Here is a 26885-nt window from a genome sequence, read left to right as displayed (position 1 = left end):
TTCCAACTTGATGGAGCAAACAGGAAGCAATCTCAGGAGCCCGTGAGCGAATCCATAAGTGACCGGGTAGTAAATACTGGAAGTCTTAGTGCTCCATAGTACTGCTGACTTAGGGGAACTCTGCTCGGGAGGACCCTAACGAGGAAAGGGAGCACCATTGTTATTGAATCGTTATTGGGAAACATAATGGGTGCACAGAAACCTATATTTGTGTCAACGAAACAACAACGAATAGCCATGCTGGCCCGTAATAACCCAGCGATGGCCTTTACTTCTCTAAATCACTATATTGATTATGCATGGCTTCTTAGAGCCTACCAACTTACCCGTAAAGACGGGGCGGTTGGTGTGGATGGTCAAACAGCAGCAATGTATGAGAGCCAACTGGAGTCTAACCTCCAAGACTTATTGGACCGAATTAAATCGGGGCAATATAAAGCTCCCGCCATACGTCGCAGTTATATCCCTAAGGGTAATGGCCAACAACGGCCATTAGGTATTCCTACCTTTGAGGATAAGATTGTTCAGCGAGCGGTTGTGATGTTGCTGGAGCCTATTTATGAACAAGACTTTTATGATTGTTCATTTGGTTTCCGTAAACACCGATCAGCTCATCAAGCTCTGCAAAGTCTACGTAATCATATTATGGATGAGAAAGGCCGTTGGGTGCTGGATGTTGATATTCAACGATATTTTGACATGATTGATCATCAACACCTGCGAAATTTTCTGGCCAGACGAGTAGTTGATGGTGTTGTCCGTAAACTGATTGATAAGTGGCTAAAAGCTGGCGTTCTAGATGCTGGGGTATTGAAATACTCCGGCAGAGGTACGCCGCAGGGTGGGGTAGCATCCCCCCTATTAGCTAATGTGTATTTACACTATGTGTTGGATGAATGGTTTACCCAAGAAGTAAAACCACGTATGCGAGGCAATTGTAGTTTAACGCGATTTGCCGATGACTTTGTCATGGTATTTGAGCGTTATGATGATTGTTATCGTGTACAACAAGTGCTGGGTAAACGCTTTGAGCGATATGGACTTAACCTACACCCAGAGAAAACCCGGCGTGTCGATTTTCGCTTTCGATTTAGGAAAGAAAATCAGCAACGAGGAAAGGCCGTTAATTTTGACTTTCTTGGGTTTACACATTACTGGGGTAAATCCAGACGAGGCCATTTTGTTGTAAGACAGAAGACGGCTAAAGACCGGCTTGCCAGGACACTGAAAGCATTTAATGAGTTTTGTCGGCGATATCGTCACAAGCCATTGGATGTACAGCATACAATGCTCAATCGTAAATTACGGGGACATTATGCCTATTTTGGTGTCACGGGTAATGGTAAATCGCTAAGAAACATCCACCATAAAGTACAACACTTGTGGCGTAAGTGGTTGGGGCGGCGGTCCAGGAAAAGCTATATTCCCTGGCAACGATTTACGGCCCTCCTCAACCGTTTCCCATTAGAACAGCCACATATTTATCATCAGTATATTCAAGGCCATCAACTAGCGAGGCAATAACGATGAGGAACCGGATGCGTTAATTGCGCTCGTCCGGGTCTGTGAGGGGTGAGGGCGGTAACGTCCTCATCTACTCGGAACCCAAGTCGCGTAATACTATTCTCTTGACATACCGCATCGTAAGCCGCATAACCATCTGTCTGTAAGTAGCCTTGATAGCCTTCAAACAGTCGCAGGGGCACCTCCTTTTCGCGAGAGGCATCATAAGTAAATAATACGGCTGGTTGTTCTGGTGGACCACCGAGTGTCACCCACATATATTTATTGGATGTAGGTGAACGACCAGGCTCTTTTAATACCTGGATGCGGGTCTCATCGGCTTGAATAAGTTCATATACCAGTTGGTGGTCTCGCAGTAGATTGATTAATGGCTGCAATGGCCGAGCGAGCTTAATTAACCAGTTCGCCATCGTCGTTCGGGTAACGCTTCCTCCGTAGCGGTTAAAGATACCTTCTAAACGATGTAAAGGAAGCGCATCCATGTATTTGGCAACAATGATATAAGCAAGCATACCAGTACTTGCTACCGATTTGGGTAAGGGATGCTGAGGTTGTAGGGCTGACTTGATTGTGCGTTGCGCGTTATCATCTTCAAATACGGCTTTTTCTTGCAAGTATTCCAGGACACGCACTTTGGCTGGGATAATATCCAGCTCCTCTTTCACTTTGACAAAAAAAGTATCAAGTGCCCCCGCTTTATCTTCTTCACTGAGTGTGAGGTAGATTTGCTCTCTTGGAATAGCAGGTGACAACCCTTTCCGGCCACCCTTTTTCTTGGGCGGTTGTGGCTTACTCTCTTCTCCATCAGCCGTGTTAGCCTGTTGCTCAAGCTGCTCTGCTTCATTAAACAACTCTCCTTGAGCAGTATTTTTTTCACTGCTGGGTCCAAATCGGCGGTGACGTTCTAAACGTAAATACTCCTCTAATATGGCAATGCGCTTTTGCTGCTCTTCAATAATATGGCATTTTTGATCAATAAGCCGTTTATTATCAGCGATAATGGCTTCTTTTTCTTGGAGCAAACTACTGAGTTCTTCTACATAAGAAGAGGAGAATTGCTGACTAGTAGAGGCGATATTTTTGGGTAATTTCATCGTAGATAAATTATACCCAATTAACGCCTGAAACTCACGCCTTAAAGATTAAAAACACGACTCATAATGCAGTTTTTTATGGGGTACCATTTTATTGATATCGTACCCATCCAGTAGCCAATTTATTTGCTCACCTGATAGGGTAATCAGTGACTCTGTCCGCTTAGGCCATTTAAATTTTTCCTCAACTAAACTTTTATAATACAGAACAAACCCATTGTTTTCCCAAAACAAACATTTAATTTTATTACGCTTTTTATTGGTAAAAGCATAGAGGTGTCCTTCATAAGGGTTATGCCCTAACTCTAGCTCAACAATCGCGGCTAACCCTTGGTAGGACTTACGAAAATCGATAGGAGGACGATAAAGGTAAACGGCTGTTAATGACGCTGAAGGACGCATAATCAATGTCATCACAGTACCTTCAATAGCGCTTGGACAATTTCTATATTCGACAGCTGTATACCCGTCAAACAAACTCCATTGGGAAACTGAAGTGTTAGGTTGGGGGGAGTGTTATTGTCTTTTATTTGGCTCTCTTCGCTCATTGTCACAGGGACAAAGTTAGAGGGAGCTAGTGTAGCGGCTTGTGGAACGTCGGCGTGTTCAAACTTACGATACCAATAACTTAATTGGTTAGTTTTTAAATTGTGTTGCTCACAATACGCTTTTTGAGTGAGGTTGGATTGCTTCCATGCTTGAATATGTTTATACCACTTATTTTGAAGGGCTGTATGTGTTGCCATAATTGACTCCTCTGAACAATGAGCCCATTATGAACCACTAGAATATTTATCAAAGTACGCGGGTTATTTGGCGCTTACAGTGGTGATTTTATATTTTGTCTTTATCTTTACTTTCAAATTAAGTTTTTTCATTAATGTACGAACTTTATAACGACCGATTTCAAAGCCTAACTCTTGGAGTTCTTTGGCCAAACGCCGTGAACCATAATTACCCTTATGCTTATTAAATAAGGCTATTAAGGTCTCTTCTAGCTTAGTCGTTTCTGTCGCTGGCTTTTTCTTGGTTTTCTCCACGTATTCGTAGTAATAAGAACGATCCACTTGCAACACGTCACACATTACAATAACAGGCCATTCATCGCTGTGCTGCTTAATAAATTCGAGCCTTAAACTGACTCTGTCGCGAAGAAGGCCGCTGCTTTCCTAAGAAACACATGTTGTCTTTGGCTGTATTACCAAACCAAATTCTTCGGCTTTTCTTTTTAAGTTCTTTATGACTCGTTCACGGTAGTTTTTTTCATACGAGTCAGCTCCTGGATCCTGATACTGCATGCCATATCTCATGGCATTATAAAATAAAATGGCAATTTTGCGTGCTGTTGCAGTGACCGCTTTCGCTTTACCAATCCGTGCTGAAAGTCTTCGATAGAAAGCGCCTAATGCGGTATTCGAGCGTCCGACTGTTGTTGCAGCTAACCTTAAGTGAGCGACAACCCGGTTATTACTTTTCCGTGAGTGGGCAGATAATATTTTTCCACCACTGATTTTCGAGCCCGGACAGAGTGTTAACCAAGAAGTAAAATGTTTAGCGGTAGGCCATTTGCTCATATTTATCCCACACTCAGATATTAGGCGTAGCGCAAGGTAAGGACCAAGGCCATGAATTTGTGTAAGATCAGTCCCAACAAGATGATACAGGCTCTCACGAACATTAAAATTAAGCTGATTGGGTTGTTTAGTCCGATGCTTGGGTTTAGGTATGGGGGCATCAGGTTTTTTCTTATTGACTGATAAACGACGCAATACCCCTTCAATTTCAACATCACACTCATGTACCTGCTGTTGATAAGCATCGTACATAATAAGCGCTTGCCTCAGGGCAAAAATATGTTCTGATTGATAGTTACCTTCGAGAGCTGCCTGAATAGTCTCTTTACTGGATTTACAACGGGTATCTCTGAATTCTGCCAATGTCGCCGCATTTCTTTCTCCAGCTACGATTGCACGAATTATCCTCATGCCTGTTACACCAGTAATATCAGCAACCACAAGATTCAATTGCAAATTCATAAATGTCAGCGCTTTTTGCATATGCTGAATATGTGCCGCCGCATAATCCAGCAGTCGTTCTCGAACTCGCAAATAAGTACGCAGTTCAACAATTAATTTTTCAGGGCGAAAGCTAGCTTTTAAAAGCCCACAAGCATGTAACCTCTGGATCCACTGAGCATCATTAACGTCGGTTTTGCGCCCAGGAACAGAGCGGGTATCGCGTGCATTTGATAAAATGACATCAATACCATGCTGCTCTAATATTTCGTAAACTGGTACCCAGTAAACGCCTGTAGACTCCATGGCAGCAGTTGTAATGCCATGCTCTAGTAACCAGTTGGCCATGTTCTGGATGTCATGGGTGAACGCTTTAAAAGTACGTACGGACTCACGGCTTCTGTCAGGAGGAAGTGCAACAACATGAAAACTGGCACCAATATCAATGCCCGCTGCATTAGAATTCAAAACCGGCAATGATTGAGCATGTTTTGATTTTTTACTCATAAACACCTCACTTAATTTATAAGTGCCGGATGGGGGCTCGGATTAAATCACTTTCCTACACGGGGTCTTAATTGCCACCAACATTGGGTCCGCAGATCCCCCTGGATCAGGTTTTTTGACGGGATAAAAATCTCCAAAAGGCAGACGACCACTTTCCGGACAATTGTAGTATACCCGCCTCGTGTTTCTATTCAGATGGGAAAAAGCAGACTATGTGGGCAGTTTTTTAGTATTTCGCGCTCCATTTGTAGGCGTTTATTTTCTTTTTCAAGCGCTTTAATTTTAGTTTTATATTCTGATAAAGTAGACTCATGCTCTGGGGATTTAGAAGTGTTCATTTTATACTCTTTAACCCAGCGAGAGATATTTTTATCAGATGTGCCTAATCGGTGAGCAACTTCAGAGGGCTTCATTTGTTGCTCTACAACTAACTGGACTGCACCTTGTTTAAATTCTTGAGTGTAAGTCTTCTTCTTTTTGGTCATAACTGCTTCCAACAACGTATCTGAGTATTATCTCTTAGTTAAGTGTTGGTCTCCATTAGACCACTACATTTTATAGTGGTTTAGTTCTCACGATGCTTTTATCAAGACATAAAAAAGCCCACAAAATGTGGGCTAAAGAGTCAAACAAGAAGGAAATTAACGATTACGCTTACGTAGTGCTAACAAGCCTAAGCCGATCAGGGCTACAGTACCAGGCACTGGTACGGGTGTAGGTGTTTTAGTTGCAGTCACTTTTAAAACCATGTCATCGAAGTCATAATCAAAGTGCCCGCCATCATCATTTAGACCAATATAGAAGCTATTTTCACCAGCAGCAGCTAGGAAAAAAGAGGGCTTCAGCAAGTCAGCTTGGTGAATATTGTTATCGTTGTTATTGCCATTAGCAACAGTGGTATGAGGGGTTTGGAAGCTAAAGTTTAACCAGTTTCCTTGTAGGACTGAGTCAAAAATCTCTTGCCCTGCTTGAGATTGTTTGTTGTTGAAGCTTTGGCCGTTGATGGTCAAGAATATGTTTTCAAAGGATGCTTCAGAGCCTAAAAACTCATAAGTAAGATTGACATTGGCATCAGCTTTCAAGTTACCACCATAAGTAACTTGTAAGCCTGGCTTGGTAATACCGCCACTTGGGTTGTGATTACCTGGTAAAGTGCCAGCCTGGCCGCCTTCGATAGAAAGTAAACCAGCAGTAGCAGAAGTAGTACCAGCAAGAGATAAAGCCAGTACACCAAGCGCTTTTTTCATGGATTTCATGGAAGAGACCTACTACATTTATTAAAGAAATTTTATGCTCTCGCCTTTATACATAAATCATGCCAATTTCACAAAAACCTTCAATAGCGGTACTAAATGCAGTCGATGTAAATTGCAGTGTAAATAAATCAAAAAATAGCAGACTTGAATAATAATTGTATTATGTGATGAAGCTATCAAAAATAAATACGGCTATATGTGCCTATAAGCTTTGTGTGAGCAATTTATCAAAAATGTATTTATGAAGACATGTAAAAATATATAACACCTTTTTTGTGGCTATGCGCCAGCTCATCTAGCTCATTTACTATCTTGTATTATTCGATTTATGAGTGAGCGTTTTTCTAGATGAATATGGGTACTGACTTCCTTCATTAGTTCATTAAATAGGCGGCCTCTCTGTTTCACTGCTTTGGGCTGTGTTCGTTGCCAGGTATCAAGTGAAGCTTGCAATCGGATTAAGGGCACCTCTAATAGCTATGTATGGACACTACGCAACCTGACGGGCGCTTGAGCAATAGAACCTTCTCACAAGACTTTCAAGTAGAAAAGCAGCGTTATTATGATAGCTTGAATACCTATCAAGGTATCCATTGTACAGAAATAATTGATGGGGAATATAAAGAAACTGACTGTTACACTTGGTAACGCTTACTAATTTGGCAACAGTTTTTCGGACATTTTTTTACGCAGCTCCGACAAGTTTTTGCTCGTACTTGAACGGCGCTAAGTAACCATTAGTTGAATGTTTTCTCTGACGATTATAAAACACTTCAATATACTCAAATATATCCTGCTGGGCATCTTCCCGAGACAGGTAATTTTCATGGTGAACTAACTCTGTTTTCAGCGTATGAAAAAAACTTTCTGAAGGGCTATTGTCCCAACAGTTGCCCTTACGACTCATGCTACAAATGAACTTATTTTCTTTCAATAAGCGTTGATAATCATCTGACACATATTGGCTACCACGATCAGTATGAACCAGTAGCCCTTCACCCGGTTTACGGCTTTTTATCGCCATTTGTAAGGCATCAGTCACCAATGAAGCTGTCATCCTGTGACTCATTGACCAGCCAACCACGGCTCTTGAACAAAGATCAATAAACACAGCCAGATACAACCAGCCTTCATGTGTCGGTATATAGGTGATATCACCAACATAGGCTTGATCTGGTTGACTCCAGGAAAACTGACGATTGAGCAGATTCTCAGCTACAGGCTTATTATGTTTAGAGTCAGTTGTTGCTTTAAATTTACGCTTCGTTTTGCAGGATAAACCCTCTTCTTTCATCAGCCGGCCAATACGTCTACGACTGATTTGTTCATCTTGATCAGCAAGATCATCCTTAATACGACGAGTTCCATAGTTTCTATGGCTTGCTTCATGTGATTTCTTGATTTTTGCCTTCAATACCTCATCCTTTTGAGCCCGCTTTGAAACAGGACGAGAGCGCCAGTCATAGTAACCACTAGGGGATACTGACATACACCGACACAGAGCTTTAATGCTAAATTGCCCCCGGTGCTGATGAATAAATTCAAATCTTAGTGATGCTCTTTGGCAAAGAAGGCGGCCGCCTTTTTTAATATAGCTCGCTCTTCTTTCAGTCGTGCATTCTCTTTACGCAGCCTTTTTAACTCATCATATAAATGTTCTTCGTTTTTAGCGGTTTTGTTACCCTGCTTAGAGTGATGATATTTATCAATCCAGGTATATAGGGTATTAACGTTGACTTCTAATTCTCTGGCTGTTTGAGCAACTGGCTGATCTGATTCAACTGCTAGCTTGACAGCTGACTCTTTAAACTCAGCTGTATAGTTTTTAGACTTCTTTTCAGACATTTGGACACACCTCTAGTTGGGCCTAATATTACCCATGTTTGTGTGTCCGGAAAACTATAGCCACATTATACTATTTATACGAACCCAGCTAGTGAATCTATTTATATAGTGCTTGACCGAAAAATCATAACTGATTGATAAATAAGATAATTCATCATAAATCCGTCATCGAAGATTGCTATATTAAGTCCTCATAAAAATGAATCGGCCTAGGTTTTTAGTTAAAACCAGCCAAACTTCGCGGAGAATACGATATGAGGCAAGTCCAAAACCCACAACTTCAATTCGGCCAAACAGATATTACCGAGATCAAGTTTGACCCGAAGTCTAGAGATGATGTGCCTCAATTGTTAAAGGGATTACAGTACATTTATATTACACCCGAAGTTAGAGAGCAGGTATTCACTATTTTAGAGGAGTCTATAGTGGGTAAAACGAATCCAAGACTTGGAAGGCCAGGCATGGAACTTTGGAAAATACTGGTGATGGGGGTTTTGCGCATCAACTTAAATTGTGACTATGATCGTTTGCATGAATTAGTGAATCAGCATCGAACTATTCGAGCGATGTTAGGGCATGGTGTCAATTGGGAAGATCTGACAGAATATCACTTGCAGACCATAAAAGATAACGTCTCTCTTTTGACCCCAGAAATTCTGGACAAAATTAACACAGTTGTCGTCGAGACAGGGCATAAACTGTTAAAAAAAAACGAAGAAGCAAGCCTTGAAGGGCGTTGTGACTCATTTGTGGTAGAAACAGCTGTTCATTATCCCACTGATATCAGTTTATTATGGGATGCAATGAGAAAAGTGATTAATCAACTAGCTGATATGGGCGAAAACTACCATTTAAGTGATTGGCGACAACATAGGCACAATCTGAAGTCACTTAAAAAATGCTTTAATCAGGCAAGGCAAAGCAACCAATCAAAAGCAAAAAATGCCGATGACAAGAAACGTGAGACACATATCAACTATCTGAATAAAGCGCAATGGTTTATTGATAAAGCTGAACTCACATTGGATAAGCTTAAAGCCATAGCAGCCCCGATTTGGTTATTACGAAATATTGCCAACAATCTTTCTCATGCTAAACGGCAGGTGTCGCAAATTCACAGGCGAGTAGTCGAAGATGAAAAAGTCCCAGCTGATGAAAAAGTTTACTCAATATTTCAACCTCACACTGAGTGGGTGAGCAAAGGGAAAGCAGGGGTACCAGTGGAATTAGGTATTAAAGTGTGTGTTATGGAATGTCAGCATGGCTTTATTCTTCACCATCGTGTGATGGAAAAAGAGCAAGATGTTGATGTTGCCATCGTCATGATCAGAGCAACCAAAGCTAAATTCCCTGAGCTCAACCAGTGCAGTTTTGATAAAGGGTTTCATTCACCTGAGAATCAGTTGAAGTTGGCCGAAGAATTAAATCGGGTAGTGCTGCCTAAAAAAGGACGTTTATCAAAAAAGGAAACAGAACGTGAAAACGATGAGGCTTTCAAAAAAGCAAGAAAGCAGCACTCAGCGGTTGAGTCTGCTATTAATGCGCTTGAAGTACATGGCCTTGACCGATGTCCAGATAGCGGTATTAATGGCTTCAGGCGTTACGTTTCATTTGCTGTATTAGCACGAAATATCCAAAAGTTAGGTGCCTTATTGTATAAACAAGAAAAAGAGGAGCAATACCGTCAAGCCAAAAGAATACGTAAAAAAGCAGCTTAATAGTCCTTAACTGAGATTTAAAATAATTTTCCAGTGAGCCTTTGCCTAACTGGCTAGGTTTGGCTGTCTGTGAAAAGACGATTCTAAAGAAGCTTGATCAAAAAACAACCTTATTTTATATACCCAAGTCAAAAACAGTCATAAATGAGTAATATTAACTTATAAGACCAAAATAGTTGCCCCTTCAACTGGCAAACTAGACTACTTTTCTGTCAGGCACTATATAGTTTGTAATGCACGATCCTTGTGCATGATAATTATCTAGAACTCAGTTTAATCATCTTAGAGAAATACTTAACTCCATACCTATCTTCTTGGGTATCTATGTTGTATTTTATCTGTTCTGAAAACTTTATTTCAGACTGAGGTATTGGGAGTGGTCCATAGTAATAGGGAGATGAATTACTTTCTTTTTTACTTCCTACGTTTAAAGAAATTGAGAAACTCATTTTTTTGAAATTGATACCAATGATGTCTTTATAACCATCATTATTGATATCAACAATTGAAATTTTATCAATCTGATTAAGCCTTAAATCATTAGTGATTTTTTTAAACCTATTGTAAGTGCCACTGTAGTTTCCAGTTGATAAATAAATAGCCTTTCCTTTTATAGCAAGGATGTCATTTATACCGTCTTCGTTAATATCTGAAACTTGAAACTTCTCCATTCTTCTAAGTTCTGGATCAACTAACTTGACTTCTGATCTACTAAACTCAGGCCCCCAATAGGTATATTTGACACTTATATTATTATTTTTGAAAAAGATAAAGTCTGAATGGCCATTATCATCAATGTCTCTAACAATAATTTCCTTTGCTTCTTTGGCATCCTTTGTATATGCACGAGCTTTTTTATAGTAGCTCATTTTACCTGACTGCCATTGGCTAAAAGCAAGATGTACATACCCATTTTGGAATGCAACAAGGTCTAATGTTGGCTCATTGCCAAGACTTCTATCACCTAATACAGTTATATTTGCAGTTTGCTTGTTGTTGTACTCTGACCAATCTTTATCGGTTTTTATACGGCTTACATTAGAACTGCTGGATAATTTACTAAAGTTTGTGTATGTGCGAATCCCTTTGCTATTGAATGAAATTAAGTCTAGTTCTTGATTGCCGTCAAAGTTAGCAAGTAAAATACCTTTTGTAGCTTTTATATTTTTAACATTGGGTGTATGTCCGTACTTATTATGCCATACTAGACTTCCTTTACGAAATCCTGTTGCACCATTATGGTAGACTGTCAGTAATTCCACTTGACTGTCATTGTCAATATCATCAAAAAAATATGATTTATTTCCAAGTTCTATTACTCCTAATGACTTCAATAATTTATTTTGATCTATATTAGAATTGATGGTAGAAGCGAATGCTGCTGAAGTGCTCGTAGCACAAATTCCTGATAAAACTGCCAGCTGTATGGACTTAGTTAGATTTTTTTTCATTTTTATCTCCTAAAAATATAGTGAATCTAATAGTAATAAAAAGGGCCCCTAATTAGAGGCCAAACCACGGGGGTAGTAGTTATAGACTTCCAGAAAAGTAAGTTGGCAATAAATAAGTTAGAGCTTATTACAGAAATATTATAATATGCCCTCAGCAAGAAGAATATAAGACACATAAAGTTTGCGGCTTTATGTGCATGGGGGGAACAAAATGGATTTTTTACTTAAACTCACTAACGCACAAAAAAAATTGTTCGATAGCGAGCTGAAAAAGTCAGAGAAAAAAGGCAAGTTTAATGAAATAAAGCGAATACTAGCCTTATTTTCACTGGCAGATGGCCATTGTAAAGAGATAGTTGCTCAAGTGTTGAAAGTAAGCAAAGAAGCTGTACGACAATGGCTGAATGTTTACCTGAGTAGTGGAATAAAAGGTTTGCTGGACAAACATCGATCAGGAAGACCATCAAAACTAACAAAGAGCCAGAGAAAAGAGCTTTGTAAGTTGATTAAAGACGGTCCGGGTAAATCTGGCTTCCCAGGAGCCTGCTGGCGATCGCCTATGATCCAGCACTTAATCAAAGAGCGATTCAACGTATTTTATAGCGCCAAATACCTTAGTGAGTTATTAAAAAGCCTTGGTTTTTCGTTCCAAAAAGCCAAGTTCGTGGCCAGCAAGCAGAATAAAGAAAAGCGTCAGGAATGGCTTGAGAGGCAGTGGCCAGAAATACTCAAGCGAGCAGGTAAAGTGAATGCTTATGTTTTGTTTGGTGACGAATGTTCGTTTCCGCAGTGGGGAACTTTAAGCTATACCTGGGCACCTATCGGGCAACAGCCTGTGATTGAAACCACAGGTAAAAGGAAAGGGTATAAAGTATTTGGACTCATTGACTATTTTACAGGCCGATTCTTTTCAAAGGGTGTAGAAGGTCGCCTGAATGGAGAGTGCTATATTGAATTTTTAAAGGAAGTTTTAAAAAATACCAGAAAACCAATTATTCTTATACAAGATGGGGCTCCCTACCACAAAGGGGCAGTTGTGAAGGATTTTATCAAGAAACATGAAAAAAGGATTAGTGTATACAATTTACCCAGCTACTCTCCCGATTATAATCCAATTGAGATGTTGTGGAAGAAGATAAAAGAAAAAGGGACCCATTTGCAATACTTCCCAACATTTGAAGATTTGGTTGGTAAGGTCAATGAGATGCTAGTGAAATTTGAAAATGCACCCAAAGAGATTTTAAATTTATTTGGATTATACGACGAGTTATTGGACGCATAATCAGAATTTTCGTTGCAATTTAATTTTCTGGAAAGCTATAGTTATGGAGTGAGTTTGAAGTAGTTATATGAATTAGTCTCGACCTAATCTGACATTTACTTCTTGCATAAGAGAGAGTTACCCGCTTTTCTTAAAGGCATCATCATCTTTAAATCAAAGCACAAAGGTAACTCTCAATGATCCATACTAGCAACCCCATCATTAAACACAAAGTTGGTTTATTAAATCTTGCAGAAGAGCTTGGTAACGTTTCTAGAGCCTGTAAAATTATGGGTGTATCGCGTGATACGTTTTATCGTTATCAAGAGCTTGCTGAGGAAGGAGGGGTAGAAGCGCTTGCTAACCAAAGCAGAAGAACACCGAACCTCAAGAACCGTGTTGATGATTCCACTGAGAATGCAGTTGTTGCACATGCTGTTGAGTACCCTGCTCATGGGCAAGCAAGAACAAGTAATGAGCTTAGAAAACAAGGTGTATTCGTTTCAGGAAGTGGTGTTCGATCTATTTGGCTAAGGCATAATCTAGAAAATTTTAAAAAGCGATTAAAAGCCTTGGAAGAGAAGGTGGCGCGTGAAGGTATCATTCTTTCGGAGTCGCAAGTCATTGCTCTTGAAAGAAAAAAACAGGATGACGAAGCCTGTGGTGAAATAGAAACCATGCATCCTGGTTACCTTGGCTCTCAAGATACGTATTATGTCGGCAATTTAAAAGGCGTAGGACGTATTTATCAGCAAACGTTTATTGATACTTACAGTAAAGTGGCTTTTGCTAAGCTCTATACCACTAAGACAGCGATCACTGCTGCTGATATGTTAAATGACAGAGTATTACCCTTCTTTGAGGAGCAGCAATTACCGATGTTACGAATATTAACCGATAGGGGGACAGAGTACTGTGGGCGTGTTGAAGACCATGATTATCAGCTCTATCTGGCAGTAAGCGATATTGATCACACTAAGACAAAAGCGAGGTCACCACAAACCAATGGTATTTGTGAGCGATTCCATAAAACGATTTTAACTGAGTTTTATCAAGTTGTTTTTAGGAAAAAGCTCTACACGACTCTTGATGAACTGCAAAAAGATTTAGACGATTGGACAAATTACTATAATATTAAACGAACCCATCAAGGTAAAAAATGCTGTGGACGAACTCCAATGCAAACATTACTGGATGGTAAGTCGGTTTGGGCGGAAAAGAATTTGGCTCAAATCTAAACTGACAGATGCCTGTAGAAAAGTGGGTAACTGTACGATCAGGTCTGAGCCACTACAAGTTATACCCGTCGCGAATCATTTTTAGGTTTTGTTATCATCGTTCCTAATCACCAAGGATGGTGTGAATGCAGTTAATGCATGGAGCATTTAACTATCACCCCAATCACCTATTAATATAGGCTCATGAGGCTTCGTCACTTGATGGCCTCACCAAAAAAATCCTACGCATTGGGTATATAGACATTAAAAGTTGTATTGAGCAGATAATGTATAAGTATCAATATCTGTTTCACCAAAAGCTAGATCTTTATGACCAACGTCTTTGATTCGTTCCCATTGTAGGCCAACGGTAATATTATTAGTAATATTGTAGTTGGCGCCTAAGCCTAGGGTTAAGCTGGTACCTTTCTTGTTTTCTTTGCTTTTATGAAATATGGTTTTAGTTCTAGACCTTTCACCCAATGCAACATTTTGAATTGTACTTCCAGTATATGTCTCATCTAGCTTCCATCGCATAATACCTGCACTTGCTTTAATATCAACTTTATTTCCTATAGGGTAAAGTCCAATAGCTTTAATTTCAATTCCTTTAATCTTGTTAGTAATTTTTCCAACTGTATTTTTATTAATAGTTCTGGCTCCTCTTCTTTCAGTATTTGACCTCTTAATGTCTGCATCTGATGAGTTAAAATCAGTATAGCCTGCTTCTAAAGCTAAATATTTATTTACTCGGTATCCTAGAAATAGTTTGCCTATTGTTTCACCATTGCTATCATTAGTATTTACTTGTCCAGAATTGTTTTTAAACATATTTAACGTATCTGACTCATAAGCACTATCATAACTAGACTTACCAGCCCCTATCCCCAAATATAACCCACTTTTTTCATCAGCAAATGGATTAATGTTGTCTTGAGCAAAAGCTTGTGCTGTTACCGTACTGGCAATAATAGTAGCTAAAACAGTTTTTTTCATAGTTACCTCATGTTATTACAGCTATTGACTACTCGTTGTATATGTAAAGGTTTAATTGGGATTCCTCTTTTTTATTTTTACAACCGATCTATTTTCTAATCTATACACATTAATTAGCTATGAAATAGATGATTGTTAGCAAAGGAATCCAGACTAAACCTTGTAAGAAAAGGGCTTTGTTATCTTTCGTTGGCTATACTTAAGTGAAACTCAGCTTTTAAACATCTGTTTATCATTGATATTACGTTAATAGGTGTGGGTATTTACTCTTATTTGATTGACTGTGTCAACTATGTGTATGATAAGATAAGGAGAACTACTTATTAATAATGGATTTTTATATTTGTTTAGCGACCGGAAGATGAAAGTAGTTGACATTGTTAATTATGTTGGGTATATTAGGTAACCTACCTGTTTGGAGGTTGTTGTGCAGATTCAATATTTTTAGGGTATTTTACGCCTCTTGTTATACCAGTTTATTTTTATCTTTGTAGTGGCTGAAATAACAAGAGGATTTTTTGATAGATAGGTTTTAAGTATTAAATTTTTATATTATAGACTTCTTATAAGTATGGAGATTATTAACATTGTAGATAGATGTTTAAGAGTTCTATTAATATTTAATTTTAAAAAATGCTTCTTAATTATAAGAAATATCTCCTTTTTCACCTGATAAGAGTTTGTTGATAATTTTTTTAAGTGCTTCATGCTCTCGACTAGAAAGCTTGTCTAAAAAATACTCATTAGTTTTCTGTGAGCAATATGCTGCGACGCCTAAAGCATGTTCACCTTTTTTAGTTAAGTGAATTTGAGACGAACGCCCATCGTTCTGAGAGGGTTTTCGTGATGTTAGTTTTAACTTACTCATCTTGGTCAGGGACCGGGCTGTTGCTGTACGGTCTATACCGGTTTTTTCTGCTATTTGCGATGGGATAGTAATATTATGATTCCCAATGGCTGATAAGATTACCCACATTTGTATAGTAATTTCTGAGCCTGACTCTTCTAATAGGACCTCGAAGTGCCTTTGCCACACTTTAGAGAGGCGATGAATATAATATCCCATACTGTCATCTGCTGTGTAGGGTTGCTTGGTAGTGGGCATATAGTTACCTATGTCAATTAAGCCTTTATTCTATTATATGTGATCATAAAGTCGGGATGCTAATAACAATCAATGTGTTTGCTTATAATACCTAGAATCTTGCTTATATCAGATGGAATACTGTATGACGCGTTGTAATGTAAAGGTTCTGTATAGGTCTGATGGTCAGAGTTTGCCAGGTGGTGCTGAAGTTAGTATAGTGGTTGGCAAGCTACATTTGTATATAAACCAATCTATATCCTAAATTACGCTTCTAGCTTGAGTGACAGTCACTCTTTGACTATCTAGTTGGTTATAGAGCGATTTGGTTGTTATTTAACCGACTAATCTGAAAGTACTTTGCATTGGATATAGAAAGACTTATATGGTTAATAGATATGATTACAAAAGCAAACATTGCTCTATTAAAAGCGTTTGCCGTTTTAATTTCGGTATTAATGTTTTCTGTTTCGATAAATACGTATGCCGATAGTATGCGTTGTAAAAATAGGCTGGTTTCAACGGGTGATTCAAAAGCAACAGTATTATTAAAATGTGGCGAGCCTTGGTTGAAAGAAGATCATAGCTATACAGTTACTGAAAAAAGAAATAGTGATATATATAGGTACAATCAACAGGATAACGGTTTCAATGGTCATGGAGCGAGTAGGGAAGTGACGAGGCTTATCAAAGTAGAGAAGTGGACCTATAATGTTGGACGTAACAAGTTTCTAAGAATCATTACTTTCAAAGAAGGGATGATAGAGTCTATAGAAACAGGCGATCGAGCCAACTAATTGAGTTTGTAATTTAATTCGGAAAAGCTATACCTACCGACAAGGTATAGCTTTTTCTTTCTCGCTGTAACTTCCTTATAGCAACCCTGCATCCTCTAAGCTTATATCAACCCCCTTAATATTTGCCTCAGCCACTAATACTGCTAAATATTGTTGAATCGCCCTTAGCCTCACTTTTGTTTGTAGGTAGCTTTTAATTTGAGTTTCAACTTGTTCATAAGGTAGCTGCTGCCCTTCTGCTTTTGCTGTTACCCAAACTACATGATATCCGTAACGTGTTTCAATTGGTCGAGGCGACAGCCCAGGTGCTAACTTAAATACTTGGCGTTCAAACTCTGGGGTGGTTTGCCCTTTACTGATTTGTCCTAAATCACCGCCAGACTCTTTGGATGGACAGGCTGAGTAGGATAAAGCAAGCTCAGTGAAAAGGGTGGGTTCATTAGTCAGTTCTTTAATTATATTTTCTGCTTGTTGGTTGGCTGCCATTCGTGCAGGGGTATCTTCTGGTGCCGCTGCTAATAAAATATGTTTAACTGCCATGACAGGAGGGCTGGTAAAGCGCTCTGGGTTAGTAGCATAGATTTGTTTGCACTCTTGTTCTGAAGCTGTAGGGATATCTACTTCTCGTTCCAGTAATGTGCGTATAGCGGCTTCTTCTTCAGACTCTTCAACGCTTTGCTCTATGGACAGTTGCTGTTTCTTTATTTGTTGATTAAGTAATAGCTTTATGACTAAAGCTTGTGTTGCTAAATACACGGCTTCTTCAGGATTATCAGCTGGATGATATTGTACTTCCTGAGCTATTTCCTGTTCTGATATTTCTTCGCCATTGACGGAAACAGGATTAATTGTAATAGAGTCTGTTTGGTGTGAAGTATGAGAGCAGGCTGGTTGATTCATAATAATACTAACCTTTTAAAAACTGAATTATTAATCCTGATTTTTTGGTGCTATGTTTTTTCCTTTGAGGCTGTCACAAAGGGGTGTTGAAAATAAGCCTAGTGTTCGATATGGAATAACAGGATATTCTTCCGCCGCTCTTGAAGTACCATCCCTGGCCCATCAAGAGCTAAAAAGGCATCCATGTCTTAGCTACAGAACACCCTGTTACCCCATATTCGCTAGCTTTTTGCGACAACCTCCAAGAGAAGGGCACAGAAAATAACTTCTAATTAATGAATATACCCAAAGTGAAGGGATTTTTAGGCGAGGCCATCGAGAGAAGAAGCCCCAGTCGCTTATTGAAATAAGCGACTGGGGTGATAAACGATGATAACAAAGCATAAAAACCTTTCACGAAGGGTATGACTATTTTTGCCTGACTACCTGATAACACCTACCGATATACCACACAGGTGCACTGATAATATGCACAAGCCGTGTGAACGGGAATAATATAAATAATGTCATTCCCAAGAACACATGCAGCTTATAAATAATACTTACTGGAGATATTGAGGCGGCCGCAGCTTCTGGTTGAAGGGTAATAATATATTGTGCCCAATTAGCCAGTAATACCATTACTGAGCCATCCATATGCTGAGAGGAAACCAAAATAGAAATTAAGCCTAAAACTAATTGTACCCATAATACAATTAACACCAATAAATCTGATTTGCTGGTATTGGCTTTAATTCTAGAATCAGTCAAGCGGCGATGGATTAACATAGTTAACCCAACAAAACATAAAATCCCAAAGAATCCACCAGATACCATAGCTAATAACTGTTTACCTGGTGTTGAAATGACATGGTGGTATATTGATTCTGGGGTTAACAACCCAACCACATGGCCAAGCAAAATAAAAATAACGCCTACATGAAACAGGTTACTAGCAAGGCGCATATTTTTCTTTCGCAGCATCTGGCTTGAGCCGGCTTTCCAGGTATATTGGGATAAATCAAAGCGTGCCCAACTGCCTATTAGGCAAATGGCTAACGCAACATAGGGATAGATACCAAATAACAATAAATTGATAGTCATGATCTTGCTCCCCTATTACTGTTAGAGGTTTTGCTAAAAGAGTTACTATTAGTGGTATTGCTAGAAGATAGACTGTTTACAAAATGGATGGGCGTTGGCATTTCCTCCTTAGCTTTTTTCGGAAGATGACTATTATTGTTAGTATTAATGCTGCAACCATTGCCCTCTAAACCGAAGGTCACTTGTTCTTCTTCCCACACCTTATCAATGGCTTCGGGAGTATAGTCAGGTTCTTCATCTGCCACTTGTTTTTGCAAGTCACTTAAATCAACACTGACATCTGCAAGTTCAAGTAATACCTCAAAGCAGCGGGAATAAATACTTTCTCGCTGTGCTAGACGCACTTTTAAAACAGCTAAAATTGGCGCAATATTGATTAACTGTTGTTGTATGGTCGCTTGATCTTGATGGGTTAAAAACTCAAGAAATAGAGGTAAGTAATCAGGTAATTCCCGCACACTGATATGGAAGCCTTGCTCTTTATAAAGCTCCATTAAATCGACCATTGCCTGACCACGATCACGGGACTCACCATGGACATGCTCAAATAATAGCAGCGAAACCGCACGGCCCCGGTCAAATAAACCCACATATTCTTCTTGTCGGTCCATTAAATCCGTGGTGGTTAGGTGATTAAGGACATCAATCAAAACAGCTTTGCTTTTGGAATTTAATTCCTGATCATGCTCAATGGCTTCTGCAAGCTCACCACGCCCTTGCTGTAATTCAGTTGAAGGGTAGTCTAATAATAATGAAATAACCTTTAATATTTTCATTCGTTACCCCTCAATTTTTACAGTTTGAATAATATTACGCTGGTCATTTTGTTTGCCACCAAACAGGTTAACACCAGAGTTGCTTTGGCAGCCATCACCAAAAGAGAAGCCACAACCAGAACGATAACCATAAGTATCTTCTACTGCAGACTCCCGATGGCCTGTTGGGATAACGTAACGGTCTTCATAGTTAGCAATTGCCAGATAGCGGTACATGTCTTCTACCTGAGCAATGGTTAAGCCGACTTCATCCAGCACGGCTTGATCAACTTGTTGGTCAACAATTTGACTACGCTTGAATGCTCGCATTGCCAGTAAACGTTTTAATGCAAGTAAAACAGGCTTATCATCACCGGCAGTCAGCATATTGGATAAATAACGAACGGGAATTCTCAGGCTAGCAACATCTGGAATGATTCCATTCATGCCAACATGGCCGGCTTCTGCAGCATGTTGAATTGGACTTAATGGTGGAACATACCAAACCATGGGTAGAGTGCGATACTCTGGGTGTAAAGGTAAGGCCAGTTTCCAATCAACCGCTAATTTATAAACAGGAGATTGCTGTGCAGCTTCTAATACAGAGTCTTCAATACCATCAAGCTTTGCTTGTTTAATAACGTCTGGATCAAATGGATCTAAGAAAATATCCAGCTGTTTTTGGTAAAGGTCTTGTTCTAAAGGTGTACTGGCCGCTTCTTTAATTTTATCGGCATCATAAAGTAAAACACCTAAATAACGAATCCGACCTACACAGGTTTCAGAGCAGACAGTTGGCATGCCTGATTCAATACGTGGGTAGCAGAAAATACATTTTTCTGATTTACCGCTTTTCCAATTGAAATAGATTTTTTTATAAGGGCAGCCAGAAATACACATCCGCCAACCACGACACTTGTCCTGGTCTATTAAAACAATGCCATCTTCTTCCCGTTTATAAATGGCACCAGAAGGACAGGAGGCAACACAGGCTGGGTTCAGACAATGCTCGCAGAGCCTGGGCAAATACATCATGAAAGTATTTTCGTACTGCCCGTATATATCCTTTTGAATGTTATCGAAGTTTTTATCTTTTGAGCGCTTTCTAAATTCAGTGCCTAAAATCTCTTCCCAGTTAGGTCCCCACTCGATTTTTTCCATGCGCTCGCCACTAATTAAAGACCTGGGGCGAGCAGTCGGTTGATGGTTACCTAATGGCGCTGTATGCAGATGTTGATAGTCAAAATCAAAAGGTTCGTAATAATCATCAATTTCGGGTAAATCAGGGTTGGCAAAAATATTCGCGAGAATACGAAATTTACCACCGATTTTAGGTTCAATGGTGCCGTCAGCTTTACGATTCCAACCACCTTTCCATTTTTCCTGATTTTCCCATTCTTTAGGGTAGCCAACGCCTGGCTTGGTTTCGACGTTATTAAACCAGGCGTATTCCATGCCTTCCCGAGAGGTCCAAACATTTTTACAAGTAATTGAACAGGTATGGCAGCCAATACATTTATCCAGATTTAATACCATACCAACTTGTGCGCGTATTTTCATTTTAGGCTCTCCTCACACATCTTCAGGCTATGGTTGTTCAGCTATATCGTTATTGGAAAGAGGTTGTGGTAACTCATGACCTGATGGGCCATCCAACCAATCGACTTTTGCCATTTTTCTAACCACCACAAATTCATCACGGTTACAACCAACAGTGCCGTAATAGTTAAAACCATAAGCTTGTTGTGCATAGCCACCAATCATATGGGTTGGTTTGAGTACCACCCGAGTCACTGAGTTATGGTGTCCACCACGCGTGCCAGTTACTTCAGAGCCAGGTACATTCACAATTCGTTCTTGGGCGTGATACATCATCACCATGCCTTGTTTTACCCGTTGAGAAACCACTGCTCGACAGGCAATAGCACCATTGGCATTAAATATCTCTACCCAATCGTTATCTTCGATGCCAGCTTCAGTTGCATCTAATTCACTCAACCAAATAATCGGACCGCCACGATTTAGAGTGAGCATAATTAAATTGTCAGAGTAGGTGCTGTGGATCCCCCATTTTTGGTGAGGGGTAATCCAGTTTAGAACAATTTCTTTATTGCCATTGGTGTGTTTGCCTTTTACAAAGTCGACCGTTTTGGTACAGATTGGCGGCCGATAAGAAACCATTTGTTCACCAAAGGCTTGCATCCATAAATGGTCTTGGTAAAACTGTTGCCGGCCAGTAATGGTTCGCCAAGGGATTAATTCATGAACATTGGTATAACCTGCGTTATAACTCACATGCTCAGACTCTAAGCCAGACCAGGTAGGAGAAGAAATAATTTTTCTGGGTTGAGCTTGTACATCCCTAAAGCGAATTTTTTCTTCATGCTTGGGCTCAGCTAAGTGTTTATGATTACGTCCGGTGAATTGACCAAGGGCATCCCAGGCTTTTACTGCCACATTACCATTGGTTTCTGGGGCTAAGCTTAAAATCACTTCTGCAGCATCAACTGCCGTATTAATTTGTGGTTGTCCTTTGCTGACACCTTCTTCATTAACACTGTAATTTAGCTGTCGAAGTAGCTCGACTTCTTCATCGGTATTCCAGCTAATCCCTTTACCGCCATTACCAGTTTTTTCTAACAAAGGACCAAGTGAAGTGAATTTTTTATAGGTATTGGGATAATCTCGTTCAACCACCATCATATTAGGGGCTGTTTTTCCTGGAATCAGATCACACTCGCCTTTTTTCCAGTCTTTCACCTCAAAAGGTTGGGAAAGTTCTCCGGGAGTGTCGTGGAGCATCGGTACGGTAACAATATCTTTTTCTACCCCCAGTTCGCCTTCTGCGACTTGAGAGAAAACTTTTGCGATTCCTTTATATATGTCCCAATCGGAGCGTGCCTCCCAGGCAGGGTCAACCGCCTTTGATAAAGGGTGAATAAAGGGATGCATATCGGAGGTATTTAAATCATCCTTTTCATACCAAGTTGCGGTGGGTAAGACGATATCGGAATATAAGGCAGTTGAAGACATCCGGAAATCAAGCGTTGTTACCAAATCCAATTTGCCTTCAACACCTTGTTTTTCAAAGTCGATTTCTTTAGGGATAATGCCATCACGAGTCGCATTGTCTTCATTTAATACGCCATTTTTGGTGCCTAATAAATACTTCAGCATATATTCATGGCCTTTACCGGAAGAGCCCAGTAAATTAGAACGCCATACAAATAGACAGCGAGGAAAGTTATTTGGATTATCAGGTTGTTCCGCAGCAAAACGAATGTTGCCAGATTTTAGCTGTTCCACTAAGTAGTCTTTTGGATCTTTGCCCGCTTGTTCGGCTTCTTTAGTTATTTCCAGCGGGTTTTTATTTAATTGTGGAGCGCTCGGTAACCAGCCCATCCGTTCTGACTTAATGTTGTAATCCAACATATGTTCTGGCCATTGGCTGTGATCAACTAATGGAGAAAGTACTTCGTGGATACTGACTTTTTCGTGACGCCACTGTGAACTGTGATTATAGAAAAAAGAAGTGGAGTTCATATGGCGAGGAGGGCGGCTCCAATCTAAGCCAAAGGCGAGTGGCTGCCAGCCTGTTTGTGGACGTAATTTTTCCTGACCCACATAATGTGCCCAGCCTCCGCCAGTTTGACCAACACAACCACACATAATCAGCATGTTAATCAAACTACGATAATTCATATCCATGTGATACCAGTGGTTCATGGCGGCGCCAACAATGACCATTGACCGGCCTTTGGTTTTATCGGCGTTATCTGCAAATTCCCTTGCCACCTGAATAACTTTTTCCCGTGAAACACCAGTGATTTTTTCTTGCCAGGCTGGGGTAAAAGGAATGTCATCATCGTAACTGGCAGCAACATTTTCACCACCCAATCCACGGTCAATACCATAATTGGCAATGGTTAAATCAAAGACAGTAGCCACTTTGGCTTTTTTGCCATTAGCGAGTTTAATTTCTTTATAGGGTAGTTTGCGTGCTAGTACTTCATCATGCTCGCAGTAGTTCCAATATTCATTGCTTTCGTCAGCAGCAAAATGGGGGAAGGCAACATCAACTGTTTTCTTTGGACCATCGATAAGAGAAAGCTGCAGTTTAACCTCTTTTCCTGATTTGCCCTCTTTATTTTCTATATTCCATTTGCCTTGTTCACCCCAGCGATAGCCAATGCTACCCTGTGGCGAAACGAGCTCATTAGTATTTTCGTCGTAAGCAATGGTTTTCCATTCAGGATTATTATCCTGGCCTAAGTTGCCCGTTAAATCTGATGCTCTTACAAAGCGAGTGGGCTTTAGGGTTTTACCTTCGTGCTCTTCTAATAAGACCAACATGGGCATGTCAGAATAACGACGAACATAATCAGTAAAATATTCGCTGGGTTTTTCTAGATGAAATTCTTTTAAAATAACATGACCAAAAGCCATCCCTAATGCTGCGTCAGTCCCTTGTTTGGGGTTTAACCAGATATCGGTTAATTTAGCTACCTCAGAATAGTCTGGGGTAATACTAACGGTTTTGGCACCTTTATAACGGACTTCAGTAAAGAAGTGAGCATCAGGGGTACGGGTTTGTGGTACGTTGGAACCCCAGGCAATAATATAATTAGAGTTATACCAATCAGCCGATTCAGGTACGTCAGTTTGTTCTCCCCAAGTCATTGGTGATGATGGAGGCAAATCACAATACCAGTCGTAGAAGCTCATGCAAACCCCACCAATTAGTGATAGGTAACGTGAGCCCGCTGCATAAGAGACCATTGACATAGCAGGAATAGGGGAGAAGCCAATAATACGATCAGGGCCATATTTTTTGGCTGTATGAACATTGGCCGCAGCAATAATTTCGTTGACTTCATCCCAGGATGAACGAACAAACCCACCCATACCCCGTTTAGTTTTATATTGTTTGGTTTTTTCTGGGTCTGAAACAATGGACTCCCATGCTGCTACAGGTGATTGATTTTTTCTTGCTTCTCGCCATAGTTTTAATAGTGGTTTGCGTACTTTTGGGTATTTAAGGCGGTTAGCACTATAAATATACCAACTAAAGCTTGCTCCTCTGGGGCAACCACGTGGTTCGTGATTAGGTAAATCGGGGCGAGTTCTTGGGTAATCAGTTTGTTGGGTTTCCCAAGTGACCAATCCATCTTTTACATAAATTTTCCAGCTACAAGAGCCAGTACAATTTACGCCGTGAGTGGAACGAACGATTTTATCATGTTGCCAACGACGGCGATAACTGTTTTCCCAGGCACGGCTTTCATTGGTTGTTTCACCATGTCCTTCAGAAAATTCACCGATTTTTTTCTTAAAGAACTGTAGTCTATCAAGTAAGAGACTCATTTTATTATCTCCATAGTAGCCAAACTTATTTCTACTATTCAGGCATTCACAATTATGGTTAACGTCTTGATCTGCTTTTTAGCCACTCTTATTTCAAAAGAGCACAGAAAGCTAATTTAGTGTTTGATATGGTATAACAGGCTATTCTTCCTCCGCTCTTGAAGGGCCATCCTTGGCCTATCAAGAGCTAAAGCGATATCCATATCGCAGTTACAGAATACCCTATCACCTCATATCCATTAACGTTTGCGCTATCTTCAGGTGAAGGGATAAGAATACTATTTAATTTATTTACTGCTGTTTTCATAAGGTTAACCATAAATATCATCTATGTACTGTCTTATGGGTTTTTATGCTCAGCACCTGGTCGCAGATAAAACCACCAGTTAACCAAAATGCATAAGCCATAAAAAGCTGCAAAACCATATAATGCATATTCAGGGGTGGTTGCTTTAATTTGCTCACCAAATACTTTGGGAATATAAAATGCGCCATAAGCCGCCACTGCAGAAGTCCAACCTAAAACGGGGCCAGCTTGTTCCTTATTAAATACCATTGCAATGGTTCGGAAGGTGGAGCCATTACCAATACCTGTCGCAGCAAATAACACTAAGAATAGTAGAAAGAATGGAACAAAGTATTCTTCTGGTGTGGCAGAGGCATAAGCGGCTTTCATATAATAGGCAACCCCTATTGCACTGAGCACCATCACAACCGATACAACTTGGGTAACGAAAGCGCCGCCGACCTTGTCAGCAATCCAACCACCTACAGGACGAATTAAGGCACCAATAAAAGGCCCCATCCAGGCATACATTAATGCAGAAGGGCCATTTGGGTTAACTGTATCGTGGGTTAAAATACCATCGGCACCTGCAACATGGGAGTAACCAAAAATCACTTTAATCGCTAATGGAAAGGCTGCAGAAAATCCAATAAAAGAACCAAAGGTCATGGTGTAGATAACACTCATTACCCAAGTATGTTGATGACCAAAAATTTGATATTGGCGGGTTAAGCTTTGCTTGATGTCCCCTGGAAATAATTTTAGTAGAAATACAGTTGAAGCAATAACAATAACCAGCACAATTTCTTTTGGCACATTAAAGCCGGAGCCATTAGCACTTTCTGGCAATATTAACCATAAACCAACAGTGGCAGTAATGAAGCCTACTAACAGCATGCAAGTGATAATCGAAAAAGCTTTAAATGGTGAGCCAATATCAGGTGATACTTCAGGGGTGCGAATGTTATTCATTCCAAACCAACCAGCAAAGGCTAGTGGAATTAAGAATAATAGCCAAACAAACCCAGCATTTTGAATCCAGGTTTCAGACCCGGAAGGGATTTTGCCGATTAGTGTGCCAGAGGTATTTTGCAGGGTCATTGAATCACCACCTAAAGCACCAAAGACGCCAAACGTCATCATTAATGGTACTAGGATTTGCATGGTAGTCACACCAAAATTACCTAAACCTGCATTTAGGCCCAAGGCTAACCCTTGCACTTTTTTAGGGAAAAAGTAGCTGATATTAGACATGGAGGAAGCAAAGTTACCACCACCAAATCCTGATAATAAAGCTAGCAGTTGAAATACCCAAAGTGGCGTGTCTTGGGATTGTAATGCTATCCCTGTACCTAAAGCGGGTAACATTAATAGAGCTGTAGTGAAAAAGATGGTATTACGTCCACCTGCTAAACGGATAAAAAAGCTGGAAGGAATACGTAATGTAGCGCCGGTTAAACCAGCAATGGCCATTAAAGTAAATAGTTCTGATTTTGCAAAGGGAAACCCTAAATTTAGCATTTGTACCGTAATGATGCCCCAGTATAACCATACGGCAAAACCGCACAATAAACTGGGAATGGAAATCCATAAGTTTCTATTGGCAATTTTTTTGCCAGTAGATTCCCAAAACTCTGTATTTTCAACATCCCAGTTAGTAATGTCTGCGCTTTTAGAAGCAGCAACTGGGGGAGGGTTGGATGTATGAGTAGTCTCTGACATGTCGTGCTCC

At 40.0% G+C, this 26885-nt stretch carries 23 protein-coding genes and 2 pseudogenes; 7 read left to right on the top strand and 18 right to left on the bottom strand.

The window, feature by feature from the left end:
* Nucleotides 1-186 precede the first annotated feature (186 nt).
* Nucleotides 187-1524 (top strand): group II intron reverse transcriptase/maturase, encoded by a 1338-nt coding sequence (ltrA, locus tag OQE68_RS03790; protein ID WP_219340275.1) that lies wholly within the window; start codon nt 187-189, stop codon nt 1522-1524.
* Here the strand turns inward: ltrA and OQE68_RS03785 are convergent.
* The 4 genes from OQE68_RS03785 to OQE68_RS03770 all read right to left on the bottom strand — a co-directional run bounded on the left by OQE68_RS03785 (nt 1506) and on the right by OQE68_RS03770 (nt 3685).
* Entirely contained in the window at nt 1506-2618 is a 1113-nt protein-coding gene (locus tag OQE68_RS03785; protein WP_266195519.1) for an IS66 family transposase, read from the bottom strand. The two genes, ltrA and OQE68_RS03785, sit on opposite strands and share 19 nt — an antisense overlap.
* 48 nt (nt 2619-2666) lie before the next feature.
* Nucleotides 2667-3032: an IS66 family insertion sequence element accessory protein TnpB gene (tnpB, locus tag OQE68_RS03780; RefSeq protein ID WP_180571953.1), complete on the bottom strand. Its 366-nt coding sequence runs from the start codon at nt 3030-3032 to the stop codon at nt 2667-2669.
* The gene (tnpA, locus tag OQE68_RS03775) at nt 3032-3364 is read right to left on the bottom strand and encodes an IS66 family insertion sequence element accessory protein TnpA (RefSeq protein ID WP_266195399.1); all 333 of its coding nucleotides are present in this window, start codon (nt 3362-3364) and stop codon (nt 3032-3034) included. Before tnpA ends, tnpB begins: the two co-directional genes overlap by 1 nt.
* Nucleotides 3365-3427: 63 nt before the next feature.
* Nucleotides 3428-3685, bottom strand: coding sequence for an IS3 family transposase (locus OQE68_RS03770; RefSeq protein WP_266195518.1), 258 nt, complete (start codon nt 3683-3685; stop codon nt 3428-3430).
* Nucleotides 3686-3790: 105 nt separating this feature from the next.
* Between OQE68_RS03770 and OQE68_RS30725 the strand changes: the two are divergent.
* Nucleotides 3791-3850, top strand: a pseudogene (locus tag OQE68_RS30725) (hypothetical protein); the annotation flags it as partial.
* Nucleotides 3851-3928: 78 nt separating this feature from the next.
* Here the strand turns inward: OQE68_RS30725 and OQE68_RS03765 are convergent.
* The 3 genes and pseudogenes from OQE68_RS03765 to OQE68_RS03755 form a co-directional block, all read right to left on the bottom strand.
* A pseudogene (locus tag OQE68_RS03765) lies at nt 3929-5140 on the bottom strand (IS110 family RNA-guided transposase); the annotation flags it as partial.
* Between the two features lie 191 nt (nt 5141-5331).
* Nucleotides 5332-5625: a transposase gene (locus tag OQE68_RS03760; protein WP_180571925.1), complete on the bottom strand. Its 294-nt coding sequence runs from the start codon at nt 5623-5625 to the stop codon at nt 5332-5334.
* Nucleotides 5626-5781: 156 nt separating this feature from the next.
* Entirely contained in the window at nt 5782-6396 is a 615-nt protein-coding gene (locus OQE68_RS03755) for a PEP-CTERM sorting domain-containing protein (RefSeq protein ID WP_180571926.1), read from the bottom strand.
* 483 nt (nt 6397-6879) lie between these two features.
* On the opposite strand from OQE68_RS03755, the gene OQE68_RS03750 reads away from it, so the two are divergent.
* Nucleotides 6880-7044 carry a hypothetical protein gene (locus tag OQE68_RS03750; RefSeq protein ID WP_180571927.1) on the top strand — a complete coding sequence of 55 codons (165 nt, stop codon included), beginning with the start codon at nt 6880-6882 and terminating at the stop codon, nt 7042-7044.
* Between the two features lie 37 nt (nt 7045-7081).
* Here OQE68_RS03750 and OQE68_RS03745 read toward each other — a convergent pair whose 3' ends face one another.
* Together OQE68_RS03745 and OQE68_RS03740 are read right to left on the bottom strand one after the other, a co-directional pair.
* Nucleotides 7082-7987, bottom strand: a complete 906-nt coding sequence (locus OQE68_RS03745) for an IS3 family transposase (RefSeq protein ID WP_266195864.1) — start codon at nt 7985-7987, stop codon at nt 7082-7084.
* Nucleotides 7945-8241, bottom strand: a complete 297-nt coding sequence (locus tag OQE68_RS03740; protein ID WP_266195516.1) for a transposase — start codon at nt 8239-8241, stop codon at nt 7945-7947. The genes OQE68_RS03745 and OQE68_RS03740 overlap by 43 nt, the downstream gene beginning before the upstream one ends.
* Nucleotides 8242-8495: 254 nt before the next feature.
* Between OQE68_RS03740 and OQE68_RS03735 the strand changes: the two genes are divergently transcribed.
* A complete protein-coding gene (locus OQE68_RS03735; RefSeq protein WP_266195432.1) occupies nt 8496-9959 on the top strand; it encodes an ISNCY family transposase in 1464 nt (487 codons plus the stop codon).
* A 257-nt stretch (nt 9960-10216) separates the two neighbouring features.
* On the opposite strand, the gene OQE68_RS03730 is transcribed toward OQE68_RS03735, so the two are convergent.
* The gene (locus OQE68_RS03730) at nt 10217-11410 is read right to left on the bottom strand and encodes an FG-GAP repeat domain-containing protein (RefSeq protein ID WP_180571975.1); all 1194 of its coding nucleotides are present in this window, start codon (nt 11408-11410) and stop codon (nt 10217-10219) included.
* 211 nt (nt 11411-11621) lie between these two features.
* On the opposite strand from OQE68_RS03730, the gene OQE68_RS03725 reads away from it, so the two are divergent.
* Entirely contained in the window at nt 11622-12692 is a 1071-nt protein-coding gene (locus tag OQE68_RS03725; protein WP_266195515.1) for an IS630 family transposase, read from the top strand.
* Between the two features lie 176 nt (nt 12693-12868).
* Entirely contained in the window at nt 12869-13909 is a 1041-nt protein-coding gene (locus OQE68_RS03720; RefSeq protein WP_180572032.1) for an IS481 family transposase, read from the top strand.
* Between the two features lie 243 nt (nt 13910-14152).
* On the opposite strand, the gene OQE68_RS03715 is transcribed toward OQE68_RS03720, so the two are convergent.
* Complete coding sequence (locus tag OQE68_RS03715; RefSeq protein WP_180568061.1) at nt 14153-14884, bottom strand: outer membrane beta-barrel protein; 732 nt, start codon at nt 14882-14884, stop codon at nt 14153-14155.
* A 640-nt stretch (nt 14885-15524) separates the two neighbouring features.
* Nucleotides 15525-15989, bottom strand: coding sequence for a MarR family winged helix-turn-helix transcriptional regulator (locus OQE68_RS03710; RefSeq protein WP_180568060.1), 465 nt, complete (start codon nt 15987-15989; stop codon nt 15525-15527).
* A 377-nt stretch (nt 15990-16366) separates the two neighbouring features.
* Here OQE68_RS03710 and OQE68_RS03705 point away from each other — a divergent pair, with 377 nt between their 5' ends.
* Complete coding sequence (locus OQE68_RS03705) at nt 16367-16765, top strand: DUF2845 domain-containing protein (RefSeq protein ID WP_219339988.1); 399 nt, start codon at nt 16367-16369, stop codon at nt 16763-16765.
* A 75-nt stretch (nt 16766-16840) separates the two neighbouring features.
* On the opposite strand, the gene OQE68_RS03700 is transcribed toward OQE68_RS03705, so the two are convergent.
* From OQE68_RS03700 to OQE68_RS03675, 6 genes are all read right to left on the bottom strand, one after another.
* Nucleotides 16841-17665 carry a peptidylprolyl isomerase gene (locus tag OQE68_RS03700; protein WP_180568059.1) on the bottom strand — a complete coding sequence of 275 codons (825 nt, stop codon included), beginning with the start codon at nt 17663-17665 and terminating at the stop codon, nt 16841-16843.
* A 408-nt stretch (nt 17666-18073) separates the two neighbouring features.
* On the bottom strand, nt 18074-18748 hold the full coding sequence (narI, locus tag OQE68_RS03695) for a respiratory nitrate reductase subunit gamma (protein ID WP_180568058.1): 675 nt from the start codon (nt 18746-18748) through the stop codon (nt 18074-18076).
* On the bottom strand, nt 18745-19524 hold the full coding sequence (gene narJ / locus OQE68_RS03690) for a nitrate reductase molybdenum cofactor assembly chaperone (protein ID WP_180568057.1): 780 nt from the start codon (nt 19522-19524) through the stop codon (nt 18745-18747). The genes narI and narJ overlap by 4 nt, the downstream gene beginning before the upstream one ends.
* 3 nt (nt 19525-19527) lie before the next feature.
* Nucleotides 19528-21063 carry a nitrate reductase subunit beta gene (gene narH, locus OQE68_RS03685; protein ID WP_180568056.1) on the bottom strand — a complete coding sequence of 512 codons (1536 nt, stop codon included), beginning with the start codon at nt 21061-21063 and terminating at the stop codon, nt 19528-19530.
* Between the two features lie 27 nt (nt 21064-21090).
* The gene (locus tag OQE68_RS03680; RefSeq protein WP_180568055.1) at nt 21091-24867 is read right to left on the bottom strand and encodes a nitrate reductase subunit alpha; all 3777 of its coding nucleotides are present in this window, start codon (nt 24865-24867) and stop codon (nt 21091-21093) included.
* 340 nt (nt 24868-25207) lie between these two features.
* Nucleotides 25208-26875, bottom strand: coding sequence for an MFS transporter (locus tag OQE68_RS03675; RefSeq protein ID WP_180568054.1), 1668 nt, complete (start codon nt 26873-26875; stop codon nt 25208-25210).
* Nucleotides 26876-26885: the final 10 nt, after the last annotated feature.

It is taken from the genome of Spartinivicinus marinus (assembly GCF_026309355.1).
GTDB classification, from domain to species: domain Bacteria; phylum Pseudomonadota; class Gammaproteobacteria; order Pseudomonadales; family Zooshikellaceae; genus Spartinivicinus; species Spartinivicinus marinus.
This window is presented reverse-complemented; position numbering and strand designations above follow the sequence as displayed.